General features: G+C 66.6%; 1 protein-coding gene. It reads left to right on the top strand.

Features of this window, described 5'->3' with window-relative positions; translation table 11 throughout:
* The first annotated feature begins 41 nt into the window (after window positions 1–41).
* Complete coding sequence (locus tag AC5Y49_RS18560) at window positions 42–24326, top strand: non-ribosomal peptide synthase/polyketide synthase (RefSeq protein WP_499889640.1); 24285 nt, start codon at window positions 42–44, stop codon at window positions 24324–24326.
* Window positions 24327–24402: the final 76 nt, after the last annotated feature.

The following is a 24402-nucleotide window of genomic DNA, read 5'->3' as shown; positions in this document are numbered from 1 at the left end:
CAGGCTTCTGAGAAGTGAACCTTGCTGCTCGGGGGAGTCGGATGGAACGTGACGGTGGGGCGCTGCCGCTGACGCGCGGACAGTTGGACATATGGCTTTCTGAGGAAGCGGGACTCTCCGGCACTAAGTGGCAGATTGGCATGTTCGGCCGAATCGAGGGCCGGATCGACCCCGATTTGCTGAAATCGGCGATCCAACACGTCGTGCACGAGGCCGAACCACTGAGAGCGACCTTTTTCGAGGCCGACGGCCAAGTTTTCCAAAAGGTTGTCGATTACCCGGATATCGAGGTTGCCCGCTATGACCTCATCGGCTCGCAGGATTCTGCGCGGGAAGTCTATCGTTTGGCATCGTCGATTCAACGCATTCCGATGTCACTTAATGGGCCACTGTTCAAATTCACCATTTTTCAAACACGAGCCGATGAATGCTATCTTTTCGTGTGCTGCCACCACATAGCGATCGACGGAATCGGCATCGGTCTCCTTTGTCATCGAATTGCCGGCGTCTATACCGCAATCGCTACCGGTGCTCCGATTCCTCCTCCGATTTTCGGATCGCTGAGCAATCTGATCGACTGCGAGTTGGAATACGAAGCTTCCGACGACTATCTCGATGATCAGGCTTACTGGGAAAGGAACCGTCCGCTCGAACGCGAACCAGGTTATGGGTTGGTGCGCGGCGGCACCGCAGGCCAGCCGCGTGACTACGTGCCCTCTGAGCCTGTCCAACTAGATCCATCCGTCGTTGCCAGGACCCGCGAGTTATCACACGCGCTGGGGGTACGCCGGGCCTCGGTGATCACCGCGGCGTGCGCGCTGCTGGTACATGGGCACGACGCCGCGGGCTCGGAGGTTGTACTCGATTTTCCGGTGAGCAGGCGCGTGCGTCCGGAGGCAATGTTTGTGCCCGGAATGGTTTCCGGAGTGGTGCCACTGGTGTTGAAAACTTCGCCGGAGACCACGGTCGCCGGCTTCTGTGAACACGTCGACAAGCAAGTACAAGAAGCGCTGGAACATCAGCGGTTCCCGGTGCGCACTATTGCGCACAAGTCGCATATCCAGGACCTTGGACACCCGTCGAATAGGGCGACCATCAATTTCATTCCCACGACCCGCTTAGCAGATCTTGCCGATGCTGCCGGGTCGGGGATCGTGACCCACACCGGCCTCCTGGACCAGTTTGGGCTGGTCATTATCCGGAACGACGAACAGCTTTTTCTCAGCCCCACCGGCGTCGGGCAATTGTTTGCTGACTGCGATGCCCGCGACATAGCGGACCGGTTAGAGCGGGTGTTGACGGCGATGACGGCCGATCCCATCCGGCGGTTGTCGGCGATCGATGTGCTCGAGGCCGACGAGCACGCCCGCCTCGATGCGGTCGGCAACCGCGCGGTGTTGGCTGCGCCCGCGCCGACCGGGGTGTCCATTCCGGCGTTGTTCGCCGTCCATGTGGCGCGCGCCCCCGAGGCGGTGGCGATCAGCTGCAACGGCCGCGCCATGACGTATCAACAGCTTGATGAGGCCTCTAATCGGTTGGCGCACCTGTTGGCTGCCCGCGGTGTGGGTCCAGGTCAGTCTGTGGCGCTGTTGTTTTCCCGGTCGGTCGAGGCGATCGTGTCGATGCTGGCGGTGCTCAAGACGGGGGCGGCCTATCTGCCGATCGATCCGGCGGTGCCCGATGCGCGGCTGGAGTTCGTGCTCGCCGACGCCGCACCCGTCGCCGCAGTCACCACGTCGGATCTGGCCGATCGGCTGAGCGGATTCGAGCTACTCGTCATCGACGTCGATGACCCCGCGGGCGACACCCAGCCCAGCACTGCCCTGCCGGCGCCGAGGCCGGACCAGATCGCTTATCTGATCTACACCTCCGGCACCACCGGGTTGCCCAAGGGCGTGGCGGTTCCTCATCACAATGTGATCCGGTTGCTGGAGGCGCTGGACGCTGATCTTGAGCTGTCGGCGGGTCAGGCGTGGACGCAGTGTCATTCGTTGGCGTTCGACTTCTCGGTGTGGGAAATTTTCGGCGCCCTGCTGCGTGGCGGACGCGTGGTGGTGGTGCCCGATTCGGTGGTCCGCTCGCCCGAAGAGCTCTATGCCTTGCTAGTCACCGAGCAGGTCAGCATCCTGAGCCAGACGCCCTCGGCGTTTTATGCGCTCCAGACCGTCGACGCGGTGGCCGCCGAGTTGGGATCTCAGCTCAAGCTCGAAGCGGTGGTGTTCGGCGGTGAGGCGCTGGAGCCCCAGCGTCTCGGGTCATGGTTGGACAACCATCCCGGGTTGCCGCGGCTGATCAACATGTACGGCATCACCGAGACGACGGTGCACGCCTCGTTCCGGGAGATCGGCTTCGGCGATGTCCACAGCGCCGCCAGTCCCATCGGTGGGCCGCTGGAGCACCTGGGCTTTTTCGTGCTCGACGGGTGGCTGCGGGCGGTGCCGACCGGTGTGGTCGGCGAGCTGTATGTGGCCGGTGTCGGGCTGGGTTATGGGTATGTGAGACGGGCGGGGCTGACGTCATCGCGGTTTGTGGCCTGTCCGTTCGCCGAGCCGGGCGAGCCCGGTCTGCGGATGTATCGCACCGGCGATCTGGTGTGTTGGGGTTCCGACGGGCAGCTGCAGTACGTGGGCCGCGCCGACGAGCAGGTCAAGATCCGCGGGTATCGCATCGAGCTCGGTGAAATCCAGGCGGTGCTGGCCGGGCTGGACGGCGTCGAGCAGGCGGTGGTGATCGTCCGCGAGGACCGTCCCGGTGACAAGCGGCTGGTGGGTTACGTGACCGGGGCTGTCGACCCGGCCAAATTGCGTGCCGCGCTTGCTGAGCGGCTGCCGGCCTACATGGTGCCGGCCGCAGTGGTGGAGCTAGACCTATTCCCGTTGACGGTGAACGGCAAACTCGATACCCGCGCGCTGCCCGCTCCGGAGTATCAGGACGTCGATCAGTACCGCGCCCCGGCCAGCGCGATCGAGGAGCTCCTGGCCGGCATCTACGCCCAAGTCCTCGGCGTCGACCGGGTCGGGGTTGACGACTCGTTCTTCGAGCGGGGCGGGGACAGCATTTTGTCGATGCAGGTGGCCTCACGGGCCCGTGCTGCCGGCCTGGTGTGTCGCCCGCGCGATATTTTCGTCGAGCAGACCGTGGCCCGGCTGGCCCGGGTGGTCACGGCCGCCGCCGCTGCGGATGACGCGATCGATGAGGGTCTCGGCCCGGTGGTGGCCACGCCGATCATGCGGTGGCTGGGCGACGTAAACGGCCCGGTTGAGCAGTTCAACCAGACGGTGCTGTTGCAGGCTCCGGCCGGGGTGACCGAGGCCGACGTCGCGGTTGTATTGCAGGCCTTGCTGGATCGGCATGCCATGTTGCGGCTGCGCGCCGAGCACGACGCCGCGGGTGGGTGGGCACTGACGGTGCCCGAGCCAGGCTCGGTGGACGCGGGCCGGTGCGTGGAGACGGTGGATGCGTTGTCCGACGACGCGCTGGTGGCGGCGCGGTTGCGGTTGGACCCGGCCGCGGGGGTGATGCTCAGCGCCTTATGGGATCCCGTCCGCGGACAGCTGGCGTTGGTCGTTCACCATCTGGCCGTCGACGGTGTGTCATGGCGAATCGTGTTGGAAGACATCAACATCGCCTGGGCCCAACATCACAACGGCCAACCCGTGGCGCTGGCTGCCGGCGGGATGTCGTTTGCCCGGTGGGCGGAGCTGCTGGCTGCGCATGCCCGCGATCCAGAAGTGGTTGGTCAGGCCGAGGTGTGGCGTCAGGTTGCGGCGACTCCGGCCGCACTGCCCGCCGCGCGCGCCGACATGGACACGTATGCGAGTGCCGGGCGGATGTCGGCGGAACTGGATGCCGAGACCACCCGCATGCTGCTCGGTGAAATACCCGCGGCGTTCCACGCCGGGGTGCACGACATCCTTTTGATCGCGTTCGGGTTGGCGGTGGCCGAGTTCGTCGGCAATCCCGCTGCGCCGATCGGTATCGATGTCGAAGGGCACGGGCGTGTCGAAGATCTGGGTGGAGCTGTCGACATTGACCTGTCCCGCACGGTGGGCTGGTTCACCACCAAATACCCGGTGGCGTTCAACGCCGACGGGCTGCACTGGACGCAGGTGGTGGCCGGCGATGCCGCGCTGGGCGCGGCGATCAAAGACGCCAAGGAGCAACTGCGGGCCCTGCCCGACGGCCTGACCTATGGCTTACTGCGCTACCTGAACCCCGATGTGGACCTGGCCGGGTCCGACCCGGCGATCGGCTTCAACTATCTGGGTCGTCTGGGAGCTGGTGCCGCCGAGCTCTCCGAGGATCTGTGGCGGCTCCGCCAACCGGGCTTCTCGCTCACCGCTGCGGCCACCGCGGTGCCGCTGCCGTTGATGCACACCGTCGAACTCAACGCCGGCACCGTCGACACCGATGCCGGGCCGCAGCTGCATGCCGACTGGACCTGGGCGCCTTCGGCTCTCGATCACGGTCACATCAGCCGGCTGAACCAGCTGTGGTTCGAGGCCCTGGCTGGCATCTGCGCGCATGTGCGCAGCGGTGGGGGTGGGTTGACCCCGTCGGATATCGCGCCGGCCCGGCTGGACCAGCAGCAAATCGACGAGCTCCAGCGGCACTACACGATCGCCGACGTGCTGCCACTGTCCCCGCTGCAGCAGGGACTGCTCTTCCACACGAGCGTCGCGCAAGGCCCCGGCGACGACGTGTATGCGATGCAACTTGATTTGGTGTTGAGCGGCCCGCTCGACCAGCACCGGCTACACGATGCAGTGCAGGCCGTGGTCAACCGGCATCCACACCTGGTTGCCCGATTCTGCGAACGGTTCGATGAGCCGGTGCAAATCATTCCCGCTGATCCGGTGGCGCCCTGGCGATACGTCGACCTGGACGCCGGCGATCCCGACGAGGAGATCGAGCAGGTCCGCGCCGCCGAGCGCGTCGCGGTCTGCGACCTCCTCGACCAGCCCGCCTTCCGGGCCGCCCTCATCCGCACCGCACCAGACCGGCATCGGCTTGTGCTGACCACCCACCACATCGTGCTCGACGGCTGGTCGATGCCGATCCTGCTGCAGGAAGTCTTCGCGGGCTATCTCGGGCAGCGGCTGCGCGCAGCCCCGCCATACCGCAGATATGTCACCTGGTTGGCCGAGCGGGACGTCGAGGCGGCCCAAGCGGCGTGGCGTGCGGTGCTCGCCGGTTTTGACACCCCCACCTTGGTGGGTCCGCCCGCCCGGCTACGGCTAGGCCGGCGAGGCATTGAATCGTTCCGGTTATCGGGGGAGACCACCAGGGCGGTTGGCGAGCTGGCCCGCTCGCAGCACACCACCACCAACATCGTGCTGCAGGGCGCCTGGGCACAGTTACTCACCTTGCTGACCGGCCAGCATGACGTCGCCTTCGGCGTGGCGGTCTCGGGTAGGCCGGATGAACTGGCCGGCGCGGAGTCGATGGTGGGCCTGTTGATCAACACGGTGCCGGTGCGGGCGACGTTGACGCCGACCACCACCACCGCAGACTTGCTCGACCAGCTGCAGAACGCGCACAACAACACGCTCGAACACCAGCACGTGGCGCTCACCGACATCCACCACTTCACCGGTCACGACCGCCTGTTCGACACGCTGTTTGTGTTCGAGAACTACCCGATCGACACCGCCGCGCCGCTGGGCACCGACGGGCTGACCATCGCCGAGCTCAATTTCCACGAAACCAACCACTACCCCCTTGCGGTGCAAGCACAGCCGGGCCGCGAATTGGGTCTTCGCATCGAATACGACGCCGATGTGTTCGACGCCGACAGCATCAAAGCCCTCATCGAGCGGTTAGAGCGAGTGTTGGTGGCGATGGCGACCGACCTCGGGCGACGGCTCTCGGCGGTGGATCTGCTCGATGCGGCTGAGCATGCCCGCATGGATAGCTGGGGCAGCCGGTCGGCGTTGACCTGGCCGACGACCACGGCATCCGTTCCGGCATTGTTCGCCGAACAAGTGGCGCGTATCCCCGACGAGTTGGCGGTCACCTGCGACGGCCGTTCGATGACGTACCGCGAACTCGACGCGGCCGCTAACCGGCTGGCACATCTGCTGGCCGATCACGGTGCGGGTCAGGGCGAAAGTGTGGCGCTGCTGTTGTCCCGGTCGGCCGAGGCGATCGTGTCGATTGTGGCGGTGCTCAAAACCGGGGCGGCCTATGTCCCGATCGACCCGGCGTTGCCGGGGTCGCGCATCGGGTTCGTGCTGGCCGACGCCGCGCCGATCGCCGCGATCACCACCTCCGGGCTACGGTCGCGACTCGATGGATGCGACGTGCACGTCATCGACGTCGACGACCCTGCTATCGACACCCAGCCCAGCACCGCATTACCGGGACCGACTCCCGACGACATCGCCTACATCATCTACACCTCGGGCACGACTGGCGTCCCGAAGGGCGTGGCGATTACTCACCACAATTTGGCCCAGCTGCTGGAGTCAGTGAATGGCGGCATGCCGGCGGGATCGGCGCGGGTGTGGTCGCAGTGGCATTCCTTGGCCTTCGACGTTTCGGCATGGGAGATGTGGGGCGCGTTGTTGCATGGTGGACGGCTGGTGGTGGTGCCTGAGTCGGTCGGCCGCTCACCGGAAGACCTGCACGGCTTGCTCGTCAGCGAACACGTCAACATGCTCATCCTGACGCCGTCGGCGGTGGGGACGTTGTCGCGGCAGGGGTTGGACTCGGTGACATTGGTGGCGGCAAGTGAGAGCTGCCCGGCGGAGGTGGTGGATCGGTGGGCGCCCGGGCGGGTGATGGTCCACTCCTACGGCCCCACCGAGACCACGGTGTATACGTCTGTGAGTTCGCCATTGGCGGAGGGGTCGGGCGTGCCGCCGATCGGCTCACCGGTGGCAGGGGCGGCCTTTTTTGTGCTGGACGCCTGGCTACGCCCGGTGCCAGCGGGTGTGGTCGGTGAACTGTACGTGGCCGGTGCTGGGGTGGGCTGCGGGTACTGGCGCCGGACGGGGTTGACCGCCTCACGGTTTGTGGCGTGTCCGTTCGGGACGCGGGGACAGCGGATGTATCGCACCGGCGATCTGGTCTCATGGCGTGTTGACGGGCAGTTGCAGTTCGTAGGGCGCGCTGACGAGCAGGTCAAGATCCGCGGGTATCGCATCGAACTCGGTGAAGTCCAGGCAGCTCTGGCCGCGCTGGACGGTGTCGAGCAGGCCGTGGTGATCGCCCGCGAGGGCCGTCCCGGCGACAAACACCTGATCGGCTATCTCACTGGCTCCGCCGACCCGAGCCAGATCCGGGCCCAGCTGGTTGAACGGCTGCCGGCCTACATGGTGCCTGCTGCGGTGGTGGCGTTGGACGCACTGCCGTTGACGGTCAACGGCAAACTCGACACCCGAGCCCTACCGGCGCCGGACTACCAGGACGCAGATCGCTACCGCGCGCCGGAGGGCCCAGTCGAAGAAATCCTGGCCGGCCTCTACGCGCACGTCCTCGGGCTGTCCCTTGTCGGGGTCGACGACTCGTTTTTCGACTTGGGCGGCGATTCGCTGTCGGCGATGCGTCTGGTCACTGCGATCAACAAATCGTTGAGTGCCGGCATCGGGGTGCGCACCTTGTTCGAGGCCCCCACGGTGGCTCGGCTGGCACCCCACATCGGCGGCGACGAGCAACGGCTGGAGCCGTTGGTGGCGGCACCGCGACCTGCGGTCATTCCGTTGTCGTTCGCGCAATCCCGCTTGTGGTTCCTCGACCAGTTGCAGGGGCCCTCACCGGTCTACAACATGGCCGCCGCGCTTCGGATCAGCGGGACACTGGATGTCGACGCGCTCAGCGCGGCACTGGCCGATGTGGTGGGTCGCCATGAGAGTCTGCGGACCCTGTTCGCCGCCTCCGACGGCATCCCGCAGCAGGTGGTGCTGGCCCCGGAGCAAGCCGAATTGCGGTGGGACGTCGTCGATGCCACCGGATGGCCGGCAAGCCCGCTGAGCGAGGCCATCGACGCCGCAGTGCGGCACACCTTTGATCTGGCCACCGAAATCCCGTTGCGGACAACGCTTTTCCGCATCGCCGACGACGACCATGTGCTGGTAGTCGTGGTGCACCACATTGCCGCCGACGGCTGGTCAATCACCCCACTGGTGGCCGACATGGGTGTGGCCTACGCCAGCCGGTGCGACGGACAAGCCCCGCAGTGGGCCGAACTTCCGGTGCAATACGCCGATTACACGCTGTGGCAACGCGCCCAGTTCGGTGACCTCGACGAAAGTGGCAGCCGCATCGCCACCCAACTGGCCTACTGGCAGGACGCGCTGGCCGGGATGCCCGAACGCCTGCAGCTTCCCACCGATCGGCCTTACCCGCCGGTGGCCGATCAGCGCGGCGCCACGTTGACGGTGGATTGGCCCGTCGAACTTCAGCAGCAGGTTGCCAGGGTAGCCGCAGAGCACAACGCCACCAGCTTCATGGTGATGCAAGCGGCCCTGGCCGTGCTGCTGGGCAGGCTCAGCGCGAGTACTGATGTGGCCGTTGGGTTCCCGATCGCCGGACGTCGCGACCCGGCGCTCGACGAACTGGTCGGGTTCTTCGTCAACACTTTGGTGCTGCGCGTCGACCTGGCCGGGGATCCTTCTGTCGCCGAGCTGCTGGCCCAGGTGCGAGCCCGCAGCCTGGCCGCCTACGAGCACCAGGACGTGCCGTTCGAAGTGCTTGTCGAGCGGCTCAACCCGGCCCGCAGCATGACCCATCACCCGCTGGTGCAGGTTGGGTTGGCCTGGCAGAACGTTCCCGGACAAGACATCAACGATCCTGCCGCCGGGTTGACGCTGGGAGATCTGCACGTCACCCAAATGCCGGTGGACACCCACAGCGCCCGGATGGACTTGAGCTTCTCGCTGTCCGAACGTCGGACCCAAGCCGGTGAGCCCGCCGGAATCGGCGGCACGGTGGAATTCCGCACCGACGTATTTGACCCGGCCAGCATCGAAAACCTGGTCGCCCGACTGCAGCGGGTGTTGACCGCCATCACTTCCGACCCGACGGCACGGTTGTCGTCGGTGGATGTGCTCGACGCCGATGAACGCCTCCGACTCGATGCGATCGGTAACCGGGCGGCATTGACCCGCCCCGCGCCTAGGCCGGTGTCGATTCCGGCGTTGTTCGCCGAGCACGTGACACGCGCGCCCGACGCGGCGGCCATCACCTGCGGCGAGCGTTCGTGGACCTACCGCGAACTCGACGATGCCGCAAACCAGTTGGCGCACACGTTTATCGAACAAGGTGCCGGCCCCGGACGGTGCGTGGCGCTGCTGTTCAACCGTTCCGCCGAAGCGATCGTTGCGATCCTGGCGGTGCTCAAGACCGGGGCGGCATATCTGCCGATCGACGCGGCAGTGCCGGTGGCGCGGATGGCGTTCATGCTGGCCGACGCTGCGCCGATCGCGGTGATCACCACCGCCGGTTTGCGCTCGCGACTGAACGGCACCGACCTGCCCGTCATCGATATCAACGATGTCGCCGTCGACGCCGGACCCGGCACAACATTGGCGGCACCCAGCCACGACGACGTCGCGTACCTCATCTACACGTCGGGTACGACCGGCGTGCCCAAAGGGGTTGCGATCACTCACCACAACGTGACGCAACTGCTGGAGACGCTTGACGCCGGGCTGCCGCGCGCCGGGGTGTGGCCGCAGTGCCATTCACTGGCCTTCGACGTCTCGGTGTGGGAGATCTTCGGTGCGCTGCTGCGCGGTGGACGAGTGGTGGTGGTGCCCGAGGACGTCGCGGGTTCACCAGAAGACTTCCACGCGTTGCTGGTTCGCGAACACGTCGACGTGCTCACCCAAACCCCCTCTGCAGTAAGGGTTTTGCCGACCGAGGGCTTGGAGTCGGCGGCGTTGGTGGTGGTCGGTGAAGCGTGTGCTCCCGAAGTCGTGGAGCAGTGGGCTGCCGGGCGGGTGATGATCAACGCCTACGGGCCCACCGAAACGACGATGTGCGTAGCGATCAGTGCGCCGCTGACCGCCGGGTCGGGGGTGCCGATCGGCTCGCCGGTCCCCGCGGCGGCGTTGTTCGTGCTCGACGAGCGGTTGCGGCCGGTGCCCCCCGGCGTGATCGGGGAACTGTATGTGGCCGGTTCTGGGCTGGGGTACGGCTACCTGAGCAGGACCGGGTTGACCGCTTCGCGGTTCGTGGCGTGTCCGTTCGGCGGGGCCACGCGGATGTATCGCACCGGGGACCTGGTGTGCTGGCGTCCTGACGGGCAGCTGCAATATTTGGGCCGCGCAGACGAGCAGGTCAAGATCCGCGGCTATCGCATCGAGCTCGGTGAGGTCCAAGCCGCCCTGGCTGGCCGGGACGGCGTGGAGCAGGCGGTGGCCATCGCCCGCGAAGACCGGCCCGGCGACAAACGTCTGGTGGGCTACGTCACCGGCGCCGTCGACCCCGCCGGGGTCCGTGCCGCGCTGGGCGAGCGGCTGCCGGCCTACATGGTCCCAGTCGCGGTGGTGGTGCTGGACGCGCTGCCGTTGACGGTCAACGGCAAACTCGACGTCCGCGCACTGCCCGCACCCGACTATCGCGACGGCGGCGACCGGTACCGCGCCCCGGCCGACGCGGTGGAAGAAGTCTTGGCCGGCATCTATGCCGAAGTCCTCGCACTTGAGCGGGTCGGCGTCGACGACTCATTCTTCGACCTGGGTGGGGACAGCATTCTGTCGATGCAGGTGGTGGCCCGGGCCCGGGCCGCCGGCCTGGTGTGTCGCCCGCGGGACGTCTTCGTCGAGCAGACCGTCGCCCGACTGGCCCGGGTCGCCGGAGTGGCCGACGCGAGTGGCCCGATCGACGAGGGTGTCGGCCCGGTGTCGGCTACCCCGATCATCAAGTGGCTGCACGACATCGACGGCCCAGTGGACCAGTTCAACCAGACGATGGTCGTGCAGGCGCCGGCGGGCGTGACCGAGGCCGACGTGGTCCTCGTGCTGCAGACCTTGCTGGACCGGCATGCCATGCTGCGGCTGCGCGTCGAGGACGACGGCGCCGGCGGGTGGTCGTTGGCGGTGCCCGAGCCGGGGTCGGTCGATGCCGGAAGCTGCCTGCAATCGGTGGACGCGCTATCCGACGAGGCGCTGGTGGCGGCGCGGTCGCAGTTGAACCCGGCCGCGGGGATGATGCTGAGCGCGCTATGGCTGGTGTCGGCGAATCAGCTGGTCGTGGCGATTCACCATCTGGCCGTCGACGGAGTGTCGTGGCGGATCTTGCTGGATGACCTCAACATTGTCTGGGCCCAGCATCGCAGCGGCCGGCAGGTGGCGTTGCCGGCGGCGGGCACGTCGTTCCAGCGCTGGGCGTCGCTGCTGACCGACTACGCGCAGCGTCGGGACGTTCTGGACCTGGCGGACTCCTGGAAGCAGATCGCGGCCGCCCCGGCGGCGCTGCCGGCTGTGCAACCCACGGTCGACACGTTTGCCAACGCAGGCCAGCTGTCGGCGTCGCTGGACGCCGACACCACGCGCATGCTTCTCGAAGAGGTGCCCGCGGCGTTTCACGCCGGCGTGCAGGACATATTGCTGATCGCGTTCGGGTTGGCGGTGGCCGAGTTGCTGGCCAGCGCCCGCACGCCGATCGGCATCGATGTCGAGGGGCACGGGCGCCACGAGGAGTTGGGCGCCGACGTCGATCTGTCCCAGACGGTGGGGTGGTTCACCGCCAAGTACCCGGTGTCGCTGACGGTCGGCGGCTTGTCCTGGGCGCACGTGGTGGCCGGCGACGCGGCGCTGGGCGCGGTGATCAAAGACGCCAAGGAGCAGCTTCGGGCCCTGCCGGACCCGTTGACCTATGGCGTGCTGCGCTATCTGAACCCTGAGGCCGACCTGCAGAACGCAGACCCACCGATCGGATTCAACTATCTGGGCCGCATGGGTGGCCCAGCAGGCGGCGGATCCAGCGACATTTGGCTGATCTGCCAAGACGGACCGGCAATGACGGCTGCCGCCGCGGCAGTGCCCATGCCGCTGGCACACACCCTGGAACTCAACGCCGGCACCGTCGACACCGACACCGGCCCGCACCTGCACGCCGGCTGGACGTGGGCGCTCTCGGCGCTCGACCACGGGCAAATCACCCGGCTGAGCCAACTCTGGTTCGAGGCGCTGGCCGGCATCTGCGCCCACGTGCGCGACGGCGGCGGCGGACTGACCCCGTCGGACATCGCACCCGCCCGGCTGACCCAACAGCAGATCGACGAGTTGCAGCGGCAATACCCGATCGCCGACGTGCTGCCGCTGACCCCGGTACAGCAGGGTCTGCTCTTCCACGCCAACACCGCGCAGGCCAGCGACGACCTGTACGCCGCTCAGTTGAACATCACCGTGACCGGTCCGCTTGACCCGCACCGGCTGCGCGATGCGGTGCACACGGTGGTCAACCGGCATCCGAACCTGGTGGCCCGCTTCAGCCAAGCGTTCGACGAGCCGGTGCAGATCATTCCGGCCGCTCCCGCGATCGAGTGGCGCTATATCGACCTCGACGGCGACGCCGCCTCCGATGAGGAACTCGAGCGGCTCTGCGCCGCCGAACGGGCCGCGGTCTGCGACCTGGTCCACGCGCCGGCCTTCCGAGGAGCATTGATCCGCGTCGCAGCAGACCGGCACCGGTTTGTGCTGACCAATCACCACATCGTGCTCGATGGCTGGTCGCTGCCGATCCTGCTGCAGGAGATCTTCGCCAGCTATTACGGACAGCGGCTGCCAGCGAACGCGCCGTATCGCGGCTTCATCACCTGGCTGGCCGACCGAGATCTCGATGCCGCCCATGCGGCATGGCGTCAGGTGCTCGCCGGCTTCGATACCCCCACCCTCGTCGGGCCACCGAATCCGTTGCAGCTCGGGCAGCGCGGTATCGAATCGTTCCGGGTGCCTGAGGAGACCACCCGGGCACTGGGCGAGTTGGCGCGCTCGCACCACACCACCGTCAACATCGTGCTGCAGGCCGCCTTCGCGCGGCTGCTGTGCTGGCTGACCCGCCAGCATGACGTCGCCTTCGGCACCGTCGTCTCGGGTCGCCCGACCGACGTGGCCGGCGCGGAGTCGATGATCGGCCTGTTGATCAACACCGTGCCGGTGCGGGCGACCTTCACGCCGGCCACCACCACCGCGGACCTGCTGGACCAACTGCGAAGCGCCCACAACGACACACTCGAGCACCAACACCTGTCGCTCAGCGACATTCACCGCGTCGCCGGTCAGGATCGACTGTTCGACACCCTGTTGGTGTACGAGAACTACCCGATCGACATCGCGGCGTCGTCGGATGACCAGCAGTTGGCGATCAGCGAGCTCGCCTTCCGCGAATCCACCCACTACCCCTTGACCGTGCAAGCCCAGCCGGGACGCGAATTGGGCCTTCGCCTTGAGTACGACACCGACGTGTTCGAGGCGGAAGGCATTCGAGCACTGATCGGGCGGTTCACGACGGTGTTGGCGGCGATGACCGCCGACCCGGGACGGCCGCTCACGTCGGTGGATGTGCTGAACGAAGCCGAGCACGCCCGCCTGGACGACTGGGGCAACCGGGCGGTGTTGGCCCAACCGGTGCCCGAGACGTCAGTGCCGGAGTTGTTCGCCGCCCAGGCCGCCCGCACACCCGAGGCGGTGGCGCTAGTCTGCGGGGACCGGTCGCTGACCTACCGGGAACTCGACGAGGCCGCTAACCGATTGGCGCACTTGATGATTAGCCAGGGCGCGGGCCCGGGGGAGCGGGTGGCGCTGCTGTTCCCGCGATCGGCCGAGGGGATCGTCGCGATTCTGGCGGTGCTCAAGGCGGGCGCGGCCTATCTGCCGATCGATCCGGCGTTGCCGGCGGCGCGAATCGAGTTCATGCTCGCCGATGCCGTACCGATCGCCGCGCTCACCACCGCCGGGCTGGCTGACCGGTTCGACGGCCATGAGCTGCTGGTGATCGACGTCGAGGACCCGCGGGTCGGTGCTCAGCCCAGCACGGCGCCGCCGGGGCCGGCTCCCGATGACCTGGCCCACATCATCTACACCTCCGGTACCACCGGGGTGCCCAAGGGAGTGGCGGTCGCCCAGCGCAACGTGACGCAGCTGTTCAACGGACTGCAGATCGGTGTGCCGCTGGCGCCGGGCCAGGTGTGGACGCAGTTCCATTCCTATGCGTTCGACTTCTCGGTGTGGGAGATCTGGGGTGCGCTGCTGCACGGTGGTCGGTTGGTGGTGGTGCCCGAGCAGGTGGCGCGCTCACCGCAGGACTTCCACGCGTTGTGCGTGCGCGAACAGGTCACCGTGCTGACCCAGACACCGTCTGCGGTGAGCGTGCTCTCCACGCAGGGCCTGGAGTCGGCGGCGCTGGTGATCGGCGCGGAGCCCTGCCCGCCCGAGCTGGTGGACCGGTGGGCACCCGAGCGGGTGATGGTCAACGTGTACGGCCCGACCGAGACCACGATGTGGCTATGTGCCAGTAAGCCGTTGGCGGCGGGGTCGGGGGCGCCCCCGATCGGGTCGCCGGTGGCATGGGCCGCGTTCTTCGTGCTCGACGGATGGCTGCGGCCGGTGCCGGCGGGCGTGGTCGGGGAGTTGTATCTGGCCGGCGCCGGGGTCGGGGCTGGGTATTGGCGTCGGGCCGGGTTGACCGGGACTCGATTTATGGCTTGTCCGTTCGGGGAGCCCGGAACCCGGATGTATCGGACCGGGGATCTGGTGCGCTGGCGCGCCGACGGCCAGCTGGACTACCTCGGGCGTGCCGATGAACAGGTCAAGATCCGCGGGTACCGCATCGAGCTGGGCGAAATCCAGTCTGCATTGACTGCGCTGGAGGGCGTCGAGCAGGCGGCGGTAATCGCCCGCGAGGACCGCCTCGGTGACAAGCGCCTGGTGGGCTACATCACCGGGACCGCCGACCCGCTCACGGTGCGTACCGCATTGGCCGATCGACTGCCGGGCTACATGGTGCCCGCCGCCGTGGTGGCGATGGCGGCGCTGCCGGTGACCGTCAACGGCAAACTCGACGCCCGCGCGCTTCCGGCACCCGACTACGGCGCCGACCATTATCGCGCTCCGTCCAGCGCAGTCGAGGACATCCTGGCCGGCATCTACGCCCGCGTGCTGGGTGTGGAGCGGGTCGGGGTCGACGACTCGTTCTTCGATCTGGGTGGGGATTCGCTGTCGACGATGCGGCTGATCGCGGCGATCAATAGCGCACTGGATACCGACCTCCCGGTGCGTGCGGTGTTCGAGGCGCCCACGGTGGCCCAGCTGGCGCCGCGTATCGGCGAGAGCGCGGGGCGGTTGGAGCCGCTGGTGGCTGGGCCGCGGCCCGAGGTGGTTCCGCTGTCGTTCGCCCAGAACCGGCTGTGGTTTATCGACCAATTGCAGGGTCCCTCACCGGTTTACAACATGGCGGTCGGATTGCAGCTGCGCGGGCGCCTGGACGCCGACGCGCTGGGGGCGGCGCTGGCCGATGTGGTGGGCCGCCACGAAAGCCTGCGCACCTTGTTCGCGGCCGTCGACGGAACACCCCAGCAGGTGGTAATCCCCGTTGAGCGGGCGGACCTCGGATGGGACTTCGTTGACGCCACTGGATGGCCGGCAAACCGGCTGGCCGAGGCCGTCGACGCCACGGTGGGCTATAGTTTTGATCTGGCATCCGAAATCCCTTTGCGGGCAAGGCTTTTCCGAGTTGCCGACGATGAGCACGTGCTGGTGGCCGTGGTGCACCACATCGCTGCGGACGGCTGGTCGTTGACGCCGCTGGTGGCGGATTTGGGTGTGGCTTATGCCAGCCGGTGTGCAGGGCAAGCGCCGGACTGGGCGCCGTTGGCAGTGCAGTACGTCGACTACACGCTGTGGCAGCGCGGCCAGCTGGGTGATCTCGACGACGGTGAAAGTCGTATCGCCGGGCAGCTGGCCTACTGGCAGGATGCGCTGGCCGGAATGCCGGAACGCTTGCAGCTGCCCACCGATCGCCCCTACCCGCCCGTCGCCGATCAGCGCGGCGCCAGTGTGCCGGTGGACTGGCCGGCGGAGTTGCAGCAGCGGGTGCGCGCGGTGGCTGGTGAGCACAACGCGACGAGTTTCATGGTGATGCAGGCCGCCCTGGCGGTGCTGCTGGGCAGGCTCAGCGCGAGTTCTGATGTGGCGGTTGGGTTCCCGATCGCCGGGCGCCGCGACCCCGCCCTCGACGAGCTGGTCGGGTTTTTCGTCAACACCTTGGTGCTGCGCGTCGATCTGGCCGGTGACCCCACGGTGGTGGAGCTGCTGGCCGAGGTGCGACGGCAAAGCCTGGTCGCCTACGAACATCAGGACGTGCCCTTCGAGGCGTTGGTCGAGCGGCTCAACCCCACCCGAAGCCTCACCCATCACCCGCTGGTGCAGGTTGCGTTGGCCTGGCAGAACTTCCGCGGACAAGACAATGACCCGGCAGCGGGGCTGGCCCTGGGTGATCTCGAGGTCACGCCGCTGCCCGTGGACACCCACACGGCCCGCATGGACCTGAGCATCTCCCTGGCGGAACGTTGGACGAGTGCCGGTGCGCCAGCCGGGATCGGCGGAGCCGTGGAATTTCGCACCGACGTGTTCGATCCGGCCACCATCGAAGCACTCATCACGCGGTTTGAGCGGGTGTTGGCGGCGATGACGGCCGATCCGCATCGGCGACTGTCGTCGATCGATCTGGTTGATGAGACTGAGCACGCCCGCCTTGATGTGCTCAGCAACCGTGCGGTTGTGTCCCAGCCGGCGCCTGCCGAGCTATCGATTCCAGTACTGTTCGCAGAACGCGTCGCGCGGGCCCCTGATGCAGTGGCGCTCAGCTTCGACGAACGCAACATGACGTACCGGGAACTCGACGGCGCTGCGAATCGATTGGCGCACTTGCTGGCCACCCACGGTGTGAGGCCGGGACATATTGTGGCGCTGCTATTTTCCCGGTCGGTTGAGGCGATCGTGTCGATGCTGTCGGTATTGAAGACTGGGGCGGCCTATCTGGCGATCGACCCGACCGTGCCCGACACGCGGCTGGAATTTATGCTCGATGATGCTGCGCCGATCGCCGTGGTCACTACCGCTGATCTTGCTTCGCGGCTCGATGGCTATGACGGCGCAGTCATTGATGTCGACGATCCCGCAGTGGACGGCCAGCCGAGCACTGCCTTGCCGGCACCGGCCCCGGAGGACATGGCTTACCTCATTTACACCTCGGGGACTACCGGTGTCCCTAAGGGCGTGGCCATCACGCACCACAATCTCAGCCACTTGGCACAGTCGTCGCCTGAGCCCTTGCCGGAGGCACAGGTGTGGACCCAGTGTCACTCCTATGCCTTCGATTTCTCGGTGTGGGAGATTTGGGCTGCGCTGCTAGGTGGCGGACGGCTGGTGGTGGTACCCGAATCGGTAGCGAGCTCACCGGACGATTTCCATGCCCTGCTAGTCAGCGAACGGGTCAACGTGTTGACCCAAACCCCGTCGGCGGTGAACGCACTTGCCCCGGAGGGGCTGGAGTCGGTGGCGTTGCTGCTCGGCGGTGAGGCTTGTCCGGCCGATGTGGTGGACCGTTGGGCGCCGGGGCGGTTGGTGATCAACGCCTATGGTCCGACTGAGGTCACTGTGTATGCGTCGATGAGTGCGCCACTGCTGCCCGAATCGGGCGCGGCGCCTATCGGTGCGCCCGTGTCAACCGCAGCGTTGTTCGTGCTTGACGAGTGCTTGCGGCAGGTGCCGAGCGGGGTCGTCGGTGAACTCTACGTCGCTGGGAGCGGGGTTGCGTGCGGGTACATGGGCCGGTCAGGGTTGACCGCGTCGCGGTTCGTGGCCTGCCCCTTCGGGTCGCCCGAGCAACGCATGTATCGGACCGGGGATCTGGTGAGTTGGCGTGCTGATGGGCAGCTGCAGTATCTGGGCCGCGCCGATGACCAGGTCAAAATCCGCGGCTATCGCATCGAGCTCGGTGAGATCCAAACAGCTTTAGCAAGTTTGGACGGCGTTTCGCAGGCGGTGGTGATCGCGCGTGAGGACCATCCGGGCACTAAGCGTCTTGTTGGCTATGTCACCGAGTCGGTGGCCGGAGCGGTCGACGCGGCAGGGGCGCGCAGCGCATTGGCGGACCGACTTCCCCAGTACATGGTTCCCGTCGTGGTCCTGGTCCTGGACGCGCTGCCGTTGACGGTCAACGGCAAATTGGACACTCGAGCCTTGCCGGCGCCGGACTACCAGGACGTCGAGCGCTACCGCGCCCCGACCTCCCTCACCGAGGAGATCGTGGCCGGCATCTACGCCCAAGTCCTCGGACTCGAGCGAGTCGGCGTCGACGACTCCTTCTTCGACCTAGGCGGAGATTCGCTGTCGGCGATGCGTTTGGTCGCCGGGATCAACAAGTCATTGGATGCCGGTCTTTCGGTGCGCGCTGTGTTTGAGGCGCCCACGGTAGCCCAACTGGTACCTCGGATCGGTGCGGGTGAGGATCGGCTAGCGGCTTTAGTGGCCGGCCCTCGGCCCGCGGTGATTCCGTTGTCATTTGCCCAATCCCGACTGTGGTTCTTAGACCAGTTGCAGGGACCCTCGCCGGTCTACAACATGCCGACAGCCCTTAGGCTCAGCGGGCCATTGAACGTCGACGCGTTGGGTGCGGCGTTGGCCGACGTTGTGGCACGCCATGAAACTCTGCGCACCCTGTTCCCCGCGGTCGAAGGGGTGCCGCGACAGTTGGTCATTTCCCCCGAGCGGGCCGACTTCGGCTGGGACGTCGTCGATGCAACCAGTTGGACCGCGAGCGGGTTGCAGGAGGTCATCGGCGTCGCAGCACGTTACACATTCGATCTGGCCGCCGAGATACCGTTGCGCGCACGGCTTTTCCGCATCGCCGAGGACGAGCACATCCTTGTGGCGGTCGTTCACCACATCGCCGCCGACGGCTGGTCGGTCACTCCGTTGGTGGGCGATCTGGCGGTGGCCTACGCCAGCCGGTGCGCCGGACAGGCCCCCAGTTGGGCGCCGCTGGCGGTGCAGTATGTCGACTACACGTTGTGGCAGCGCACCCAATTCGGTGATCTCGATGACAGCCAAAGCCGCATCGGCACCCAGCTGGCCTATTGGCAGGAGGCGTTGGCTGGAATGCCCGAACGCTTAGTGTTGCCCACTGATCGGCCTTATCCGGCGGTGGCCGATTCGCGTGGTGCCACAATGGCCGTGGACTGGTGCGCCGAGCTGCAACAGCAGGTAGCCCAATGTGCTCGCGAGCACAACGCGACCAACTTCATGGTGATCCAAGCTGCCCTGACGATGTTGCTTGGCAGGCTTGGCGCGAGTTCTGATGTGGCGGTGGGGTTCCCGATCGCCGGGCGCCGCGACCCCGCCCTGGATGAGCTGATCGGGTTTTTCGTCAACACGTTGGTACTGCGCATCGATCTAACTGGCGATCCGACGGTGGCGGAGTTGCTGGCTCAGGTGCGCGCGCGCAGCCTGGCCGCCTACGAACACCAGGACGTGCCGTTTGAGGTGCTCGTCGAGCGGCTCAACCCGGCCCGAAGCCTCACCCATCACCCACTGGTGCAGGTGGCGTTGGCTTGGCAGAACGCTCCCGGACACGACAACACTGGTCCCGGGCTGGCACTTGGGGATCTCGAGGCCACCCAGCTGCCGGCCGATACCCACACCGCCCGCATGGATCTGAGCTTCTCCATGGAGGAACGGCGTACCCAGGCCGGTGAGCCTGCCGGAATTTCAGGCACGGTCGAATTCCGTACGGATGTGTTCGACGCGGACAGCATCCGAGCGCTGATCACGCGCCTTGAGCGGGTATTGGCGGCGATGATCACCGACCCGCATCGGCGGCTGTCGTCGATCGATGTGCTCGACGAGGGTGAGTACGCCCGGTTGGAGGAGCTGGGTAACCGGGCAGTGTTGACAGTGGCCGCGGGCACGCCGGCGTCCGTTCCGGCGCTGTTCGCCGCCCAGGTGGCGCGTGCGCCGGAGGCAGTGGCGATCAGCTGTGCGGGCCGTTCGCTGACTTATCGTGAACTTGACGAGGCCGCGAATCGGCTGGCGCACTTACTCTCTGATCGGGGCGCTGGCCCGGGCCAGTGTGTGGCGTTGTTGTTGGAGCGCTCCACCGAAGCGATCATCTCGATGCTGGCGGTGCTCAAAACCGGAGCGGCCTATTTGGCGATCGATCCGGCGGTGCCCGCGACGCGCATCGAATTCATGGTGGCCGATGCTGCGCCGGTCGCGGTGCTTACCATCGCTGCTCTTGGGTCGCGGCTGGATGGTCATGACGTCATGGTCATCGACATCGACGATCCGGCGCTGCACAGTCAGCCCGACACGGCGTTGGCGGATCCGGCCCCCGAGGACATCGCGTATCTGATTTATACGTCGGGCACTACGGGTGTGCCCAAGGGTGTGGCGGTCACGCACCGCAATTTGGGGCATGTGGCGCAGTCGACGCCCAAGCAGTTGCCGCAGGCGCAGGTGTGGACGCAGTGCCATTCGTATGCGTTTGACTTTTCGGTGTGGGAGATTTGGGCGGCGTTGCTGGGCGGGGGGCGGTTGGTGATCGTGCCCGAGTCGGTGGTCACCTCTCCAGATGAGTTCCATGCGCTGTTAGTGAGCGAGCGGGTCAATGTGTTGACTCAGACGCCGTCGGCGGTCAATGCGCTCTCGCCGCAGGGGTTGGAGTCGGTGGCGGTGTTGTTGGGTGGGGAGGTGTGTCCGGCGGAGGTGGTGGATCGGTGGGCGCCTGGGCGGGTGGTGATCAATGCCTATGGGCCGACTGAGATCACGGTGTATGCGTCGATGAGCGCACCGCTAGTGGCGGGTTCGGGGGCGGCGCCCATTGGTGCGCCGGTGTCGACGGCGGCGGTGTTTGTGCTTGATGAGTGGTTGCGCCCGGTACCGCCCGGGGTGGTGGGGGAGCTCTATGTCGGCGGCAGTGGTGTGGCGTGTGGGTATTTGCGGCGGTCGGGGTTGACCGCAGCCCGGTTTGTGGCCTGCCCATTCGGCGGAGGCGATATGCGGATGTATCGCACCGGGGATCTGGTGAGTTGGCGTGGCGATGGGCAGTTGCAGTATTTGGGGCGCGCGGATGATCAGGTCAAGATCCGCGGGTATCGCATCGAGCTCGGTGAGATCCAAACGGCCCTGGCGGGTTTGGCCGGTGTCGAGCAGGCGGTGGTGATCGCGCGCGAAGATCAGCCCGGCATCAAACGTCTGGTCGGCTACATCACCGGCACCGCCGATCCCGCCGACCTCCGCAGCGCGCTGGCCGATCGGTTGCCGTCCTACATGGTGCCAGCCGCAGTGGTGGCGATCGATGCGTTGCCGTTGACGATCAACGGCAAACTCGACACCCGCGCCTTGCCGGCACCCGACTACGAAGACGTCGAGCACTACCGCGCCCCGGCCACCCTGATCGAGGAAATCCTGGCCGGCATCTACGCCCAGGTGCTCGGGCTCGAGCGAGTCGGAATCGATGACTCGTTCTTCGATCTGGGCGGGGACAGCATTTTGTCGATGCAGGTGGTGGCCCGAGCCCGAGCCTCGGGTGTCCAGTGTCGACCGCGCGACATTTTCGTCGAACAGACCGTGGCCCGACTGGCCCAAGTGGTGACGGTCACCGGCGGTGAGGTCGGCCCCGTCGATGAAGGTGTTGGTGCGGTGGCGACCACCCCGATCATCGCGTGGCTGCGCGAGATCCACAGCAGCGGCGCCCGCGTTGACCAGTTCAACCAGACGGTGCTGCTGCAAGCCCCGGCCGAGGTGACCGAGGCCGACGTGGCGGTGGTGGTGCAGGCGCTGCTGGATCGCCATGCCATGCTGCGCTGCCGCGTCGAGGACGACGGCGCCGGGGGGTGGTCGCTGCAGGTGCCCGCGCCGGGCTCAGTGACTGCGCAGCTGCAATCGGTGGACGTGTTGGGTGATGAGGCGCTGGTGGCGGCCCGCTCGGCGTTAAACCCGGCTGCGGGGATGATGGTCAGTGCGCTGTGGGCGACCTCGACGCGTCAGCTGGCGCTGATCATTCATCACCTGGCCGTGGATGCGGTGTCGTGGCGGATTCTGCTGGAAGACCTCAACATCGCCTGGGCCCAACATCATCACGGCCAGCCGATCGCGCTGCCGGTGACCGGAACCTCGTTTGCCCGCTGGGCGGCCCTGCTGGGCGACTACGCGCATGCGGTCACGGTGGCCGACCAGGCCGACGGTTGGCGAGAAGTATTGGCGGTCCCGCCCGCGCTGCCGGCGGTGCAACCCGAGCTGGACACCTATGCCAGTGCTGGGCACCTGACGGCATCACTGGATATCGAGACCACCCAGATGCTGCTCGGTGAAGTCCCAGCAGCGTTCCACGCCGGGATACAAGACATCCTGCTGATCGCCTACGCACTAGCGTTGACCCAGTTGCTGAACACCACCGACACGCCTGTGGCCATCGACGTCGAAGGTCACGGCCGCCACGAAGACGTCTCTCCCGACGTGGATCTCTCCCGCACCGTGGGCTGGTTCACGAGCAAGTACCCGGTGGCATTGAACGTCGGCGGACTGCGCTGGTCTCAGGTAGTGGCCGGCGAGCCGAAGCTGGGCCCGGTGATCAAGGGCGCCAAGGAACAACTCCGCGGCCAACCTGACGGGTTGACGTACGGGCTGCTGCGCTACCTCAACCCCGACGCCGAGCTATCCGGATCCGACCCCACCATCGGGTTCAACTACCTCGGCAGGCTGGGTGCGGCTGCAGCGGTCGAGGCGGAGCTCGCCGCCGAACTGTGGCAGGTCAGCCACGACGGGGCGTCGTTCAGCGCGGCCGCGGCGGCACTACCCATGCCACTGGCGCACACGGTGGAACTCAACGCCAGTACCGTCGACACCGACGCCGGACCACAGTTGTATGCCAGCTGGACCTGGGCTCCGTCGGCGCTCGACGACAACCAGATCGGCCGACTCAGCCAGCTGTGGTTCGACGCCCTGACCGGTATCTGCGAGCACGTACGCCAGGGTGGCGGCGGCCTGACCCCCTCCGATATCACCCCTGCCCGGCTGACTCAGCAACAGATCGACGAGCTGAGCCAGCAACACCGGATCGCGGACATCTTGCCGCTGACTCCGCTGCAGCAGGGATTGCTATTCCACGCCAACGCCACCAGCGGCAGCGACCAAGACGACCTTTACGCCATGCAGCTCGACGTCACCATTACCGGCCCGCTGGAAGCGCACCGGCTTCGCAGGGCGGTGCAAACGGTGGCCAACCGCCACCCCAACTTGGCTGCCCGGTTCAACCAGCAATTCGACGACCCGGTGCAGATCATCTGCGCCGAACCCAACGTTCCGTGGCAATACCTCAACATCGCCGCAGACAACGCCGACATCGACGAGCAGATTCAGCGGTTGTGCGCCGCCGAACGCGGCGCGGTCTGCGACTTGGTCCATCAGTCGGCCTTCCGCGCGGTGCTAATCCGTACCGGCGACGGTGAGCACCACTTCGTCCTGACCTACCACCACATCGTGCTCGACGGCTGGTCGCTGCCGATCCTGCTCCAGGAGATCTTCGCGAGCTACTACGAGCATCGGCTGCCCGCCGCCGGGTCCTACCGACGGTTCGTAACCTGGCTGGCGGATCGAGATGTCGACGCCGCCCACGCCGCCTGGCGGGAAGTCCTGGCCGGATTCGACACTCCGACTCTGGTCGCGCCGCGCGGCCGATCAGGACCGGGACGGCGAGCCACCGAAACCTTCCGGCTGCCCGCCGATTCCACCAGCGCTGTCAACGAGCTGGCCCGCAGCTGCCACACGACCGCCAACACCGTGCTGCAAGCCGCCTGGGCACAAGTGCTGATGTGGCTGACCGGCCAACACGACGTCGTCTTCGGTGTCGCCGTCTCGGGGCGGTCGGTCGAGGTGACCGGCTCGGAATCGATGGTCGGTTTGCTGATCAACACCGTGCCAGTTCGGGCCACCATCACCCCGGATACCACCATCGCCGACCTGCTCGATGGCCTGCAACGCCGGCACACCGACACGCTGGATCACCAGCATTTGGCGCTCAACGAGATCCACCGTGCCACCGGCCACGAGCAGCTCTTCGACACGCTGTTCGTGTATCAGAACTTCCCGGTGGAGGCCGCCGCTAACCTCACCACAAATGGGCTGGCGATCACCGAGTTCAACGGCCGGGAATACAACCACTACCCGCTGACCCTGCAGGCTATGCCCGGCAACGAACTGGTGCTGCGCGTCGAATTCGACACCGACGTGTTCGACGCCAAACGGGTCCGAAAGGTCATCGACCGCTTCCAGCGGGTGCTGGCGGCCATGACTGACGATTCGGTGCAGCAATCATGAGCTCCGACGCCACCCGCCGACTGTTATCGCTGGACCTGCTCGATGACGACGAGCACAGCGAGCTGCATGAGTGGGG

The sequence above is a fragment of the Mycobacterium sp. NGS62 genome, assembly GCF_059812285.1.
This window is presented reverse-complemented; position numbering and strand designations above follow the sequence as displayed.

Coding starts and splice junctions, on each gene's coding strand:
- AC5Y49_RS18560 (WP_499889640.1), top strand. CDS start 42: ATGGAACGTGACGGTGGGGCGCTGCCGCTGACGCGCGGACAGTTGGAC.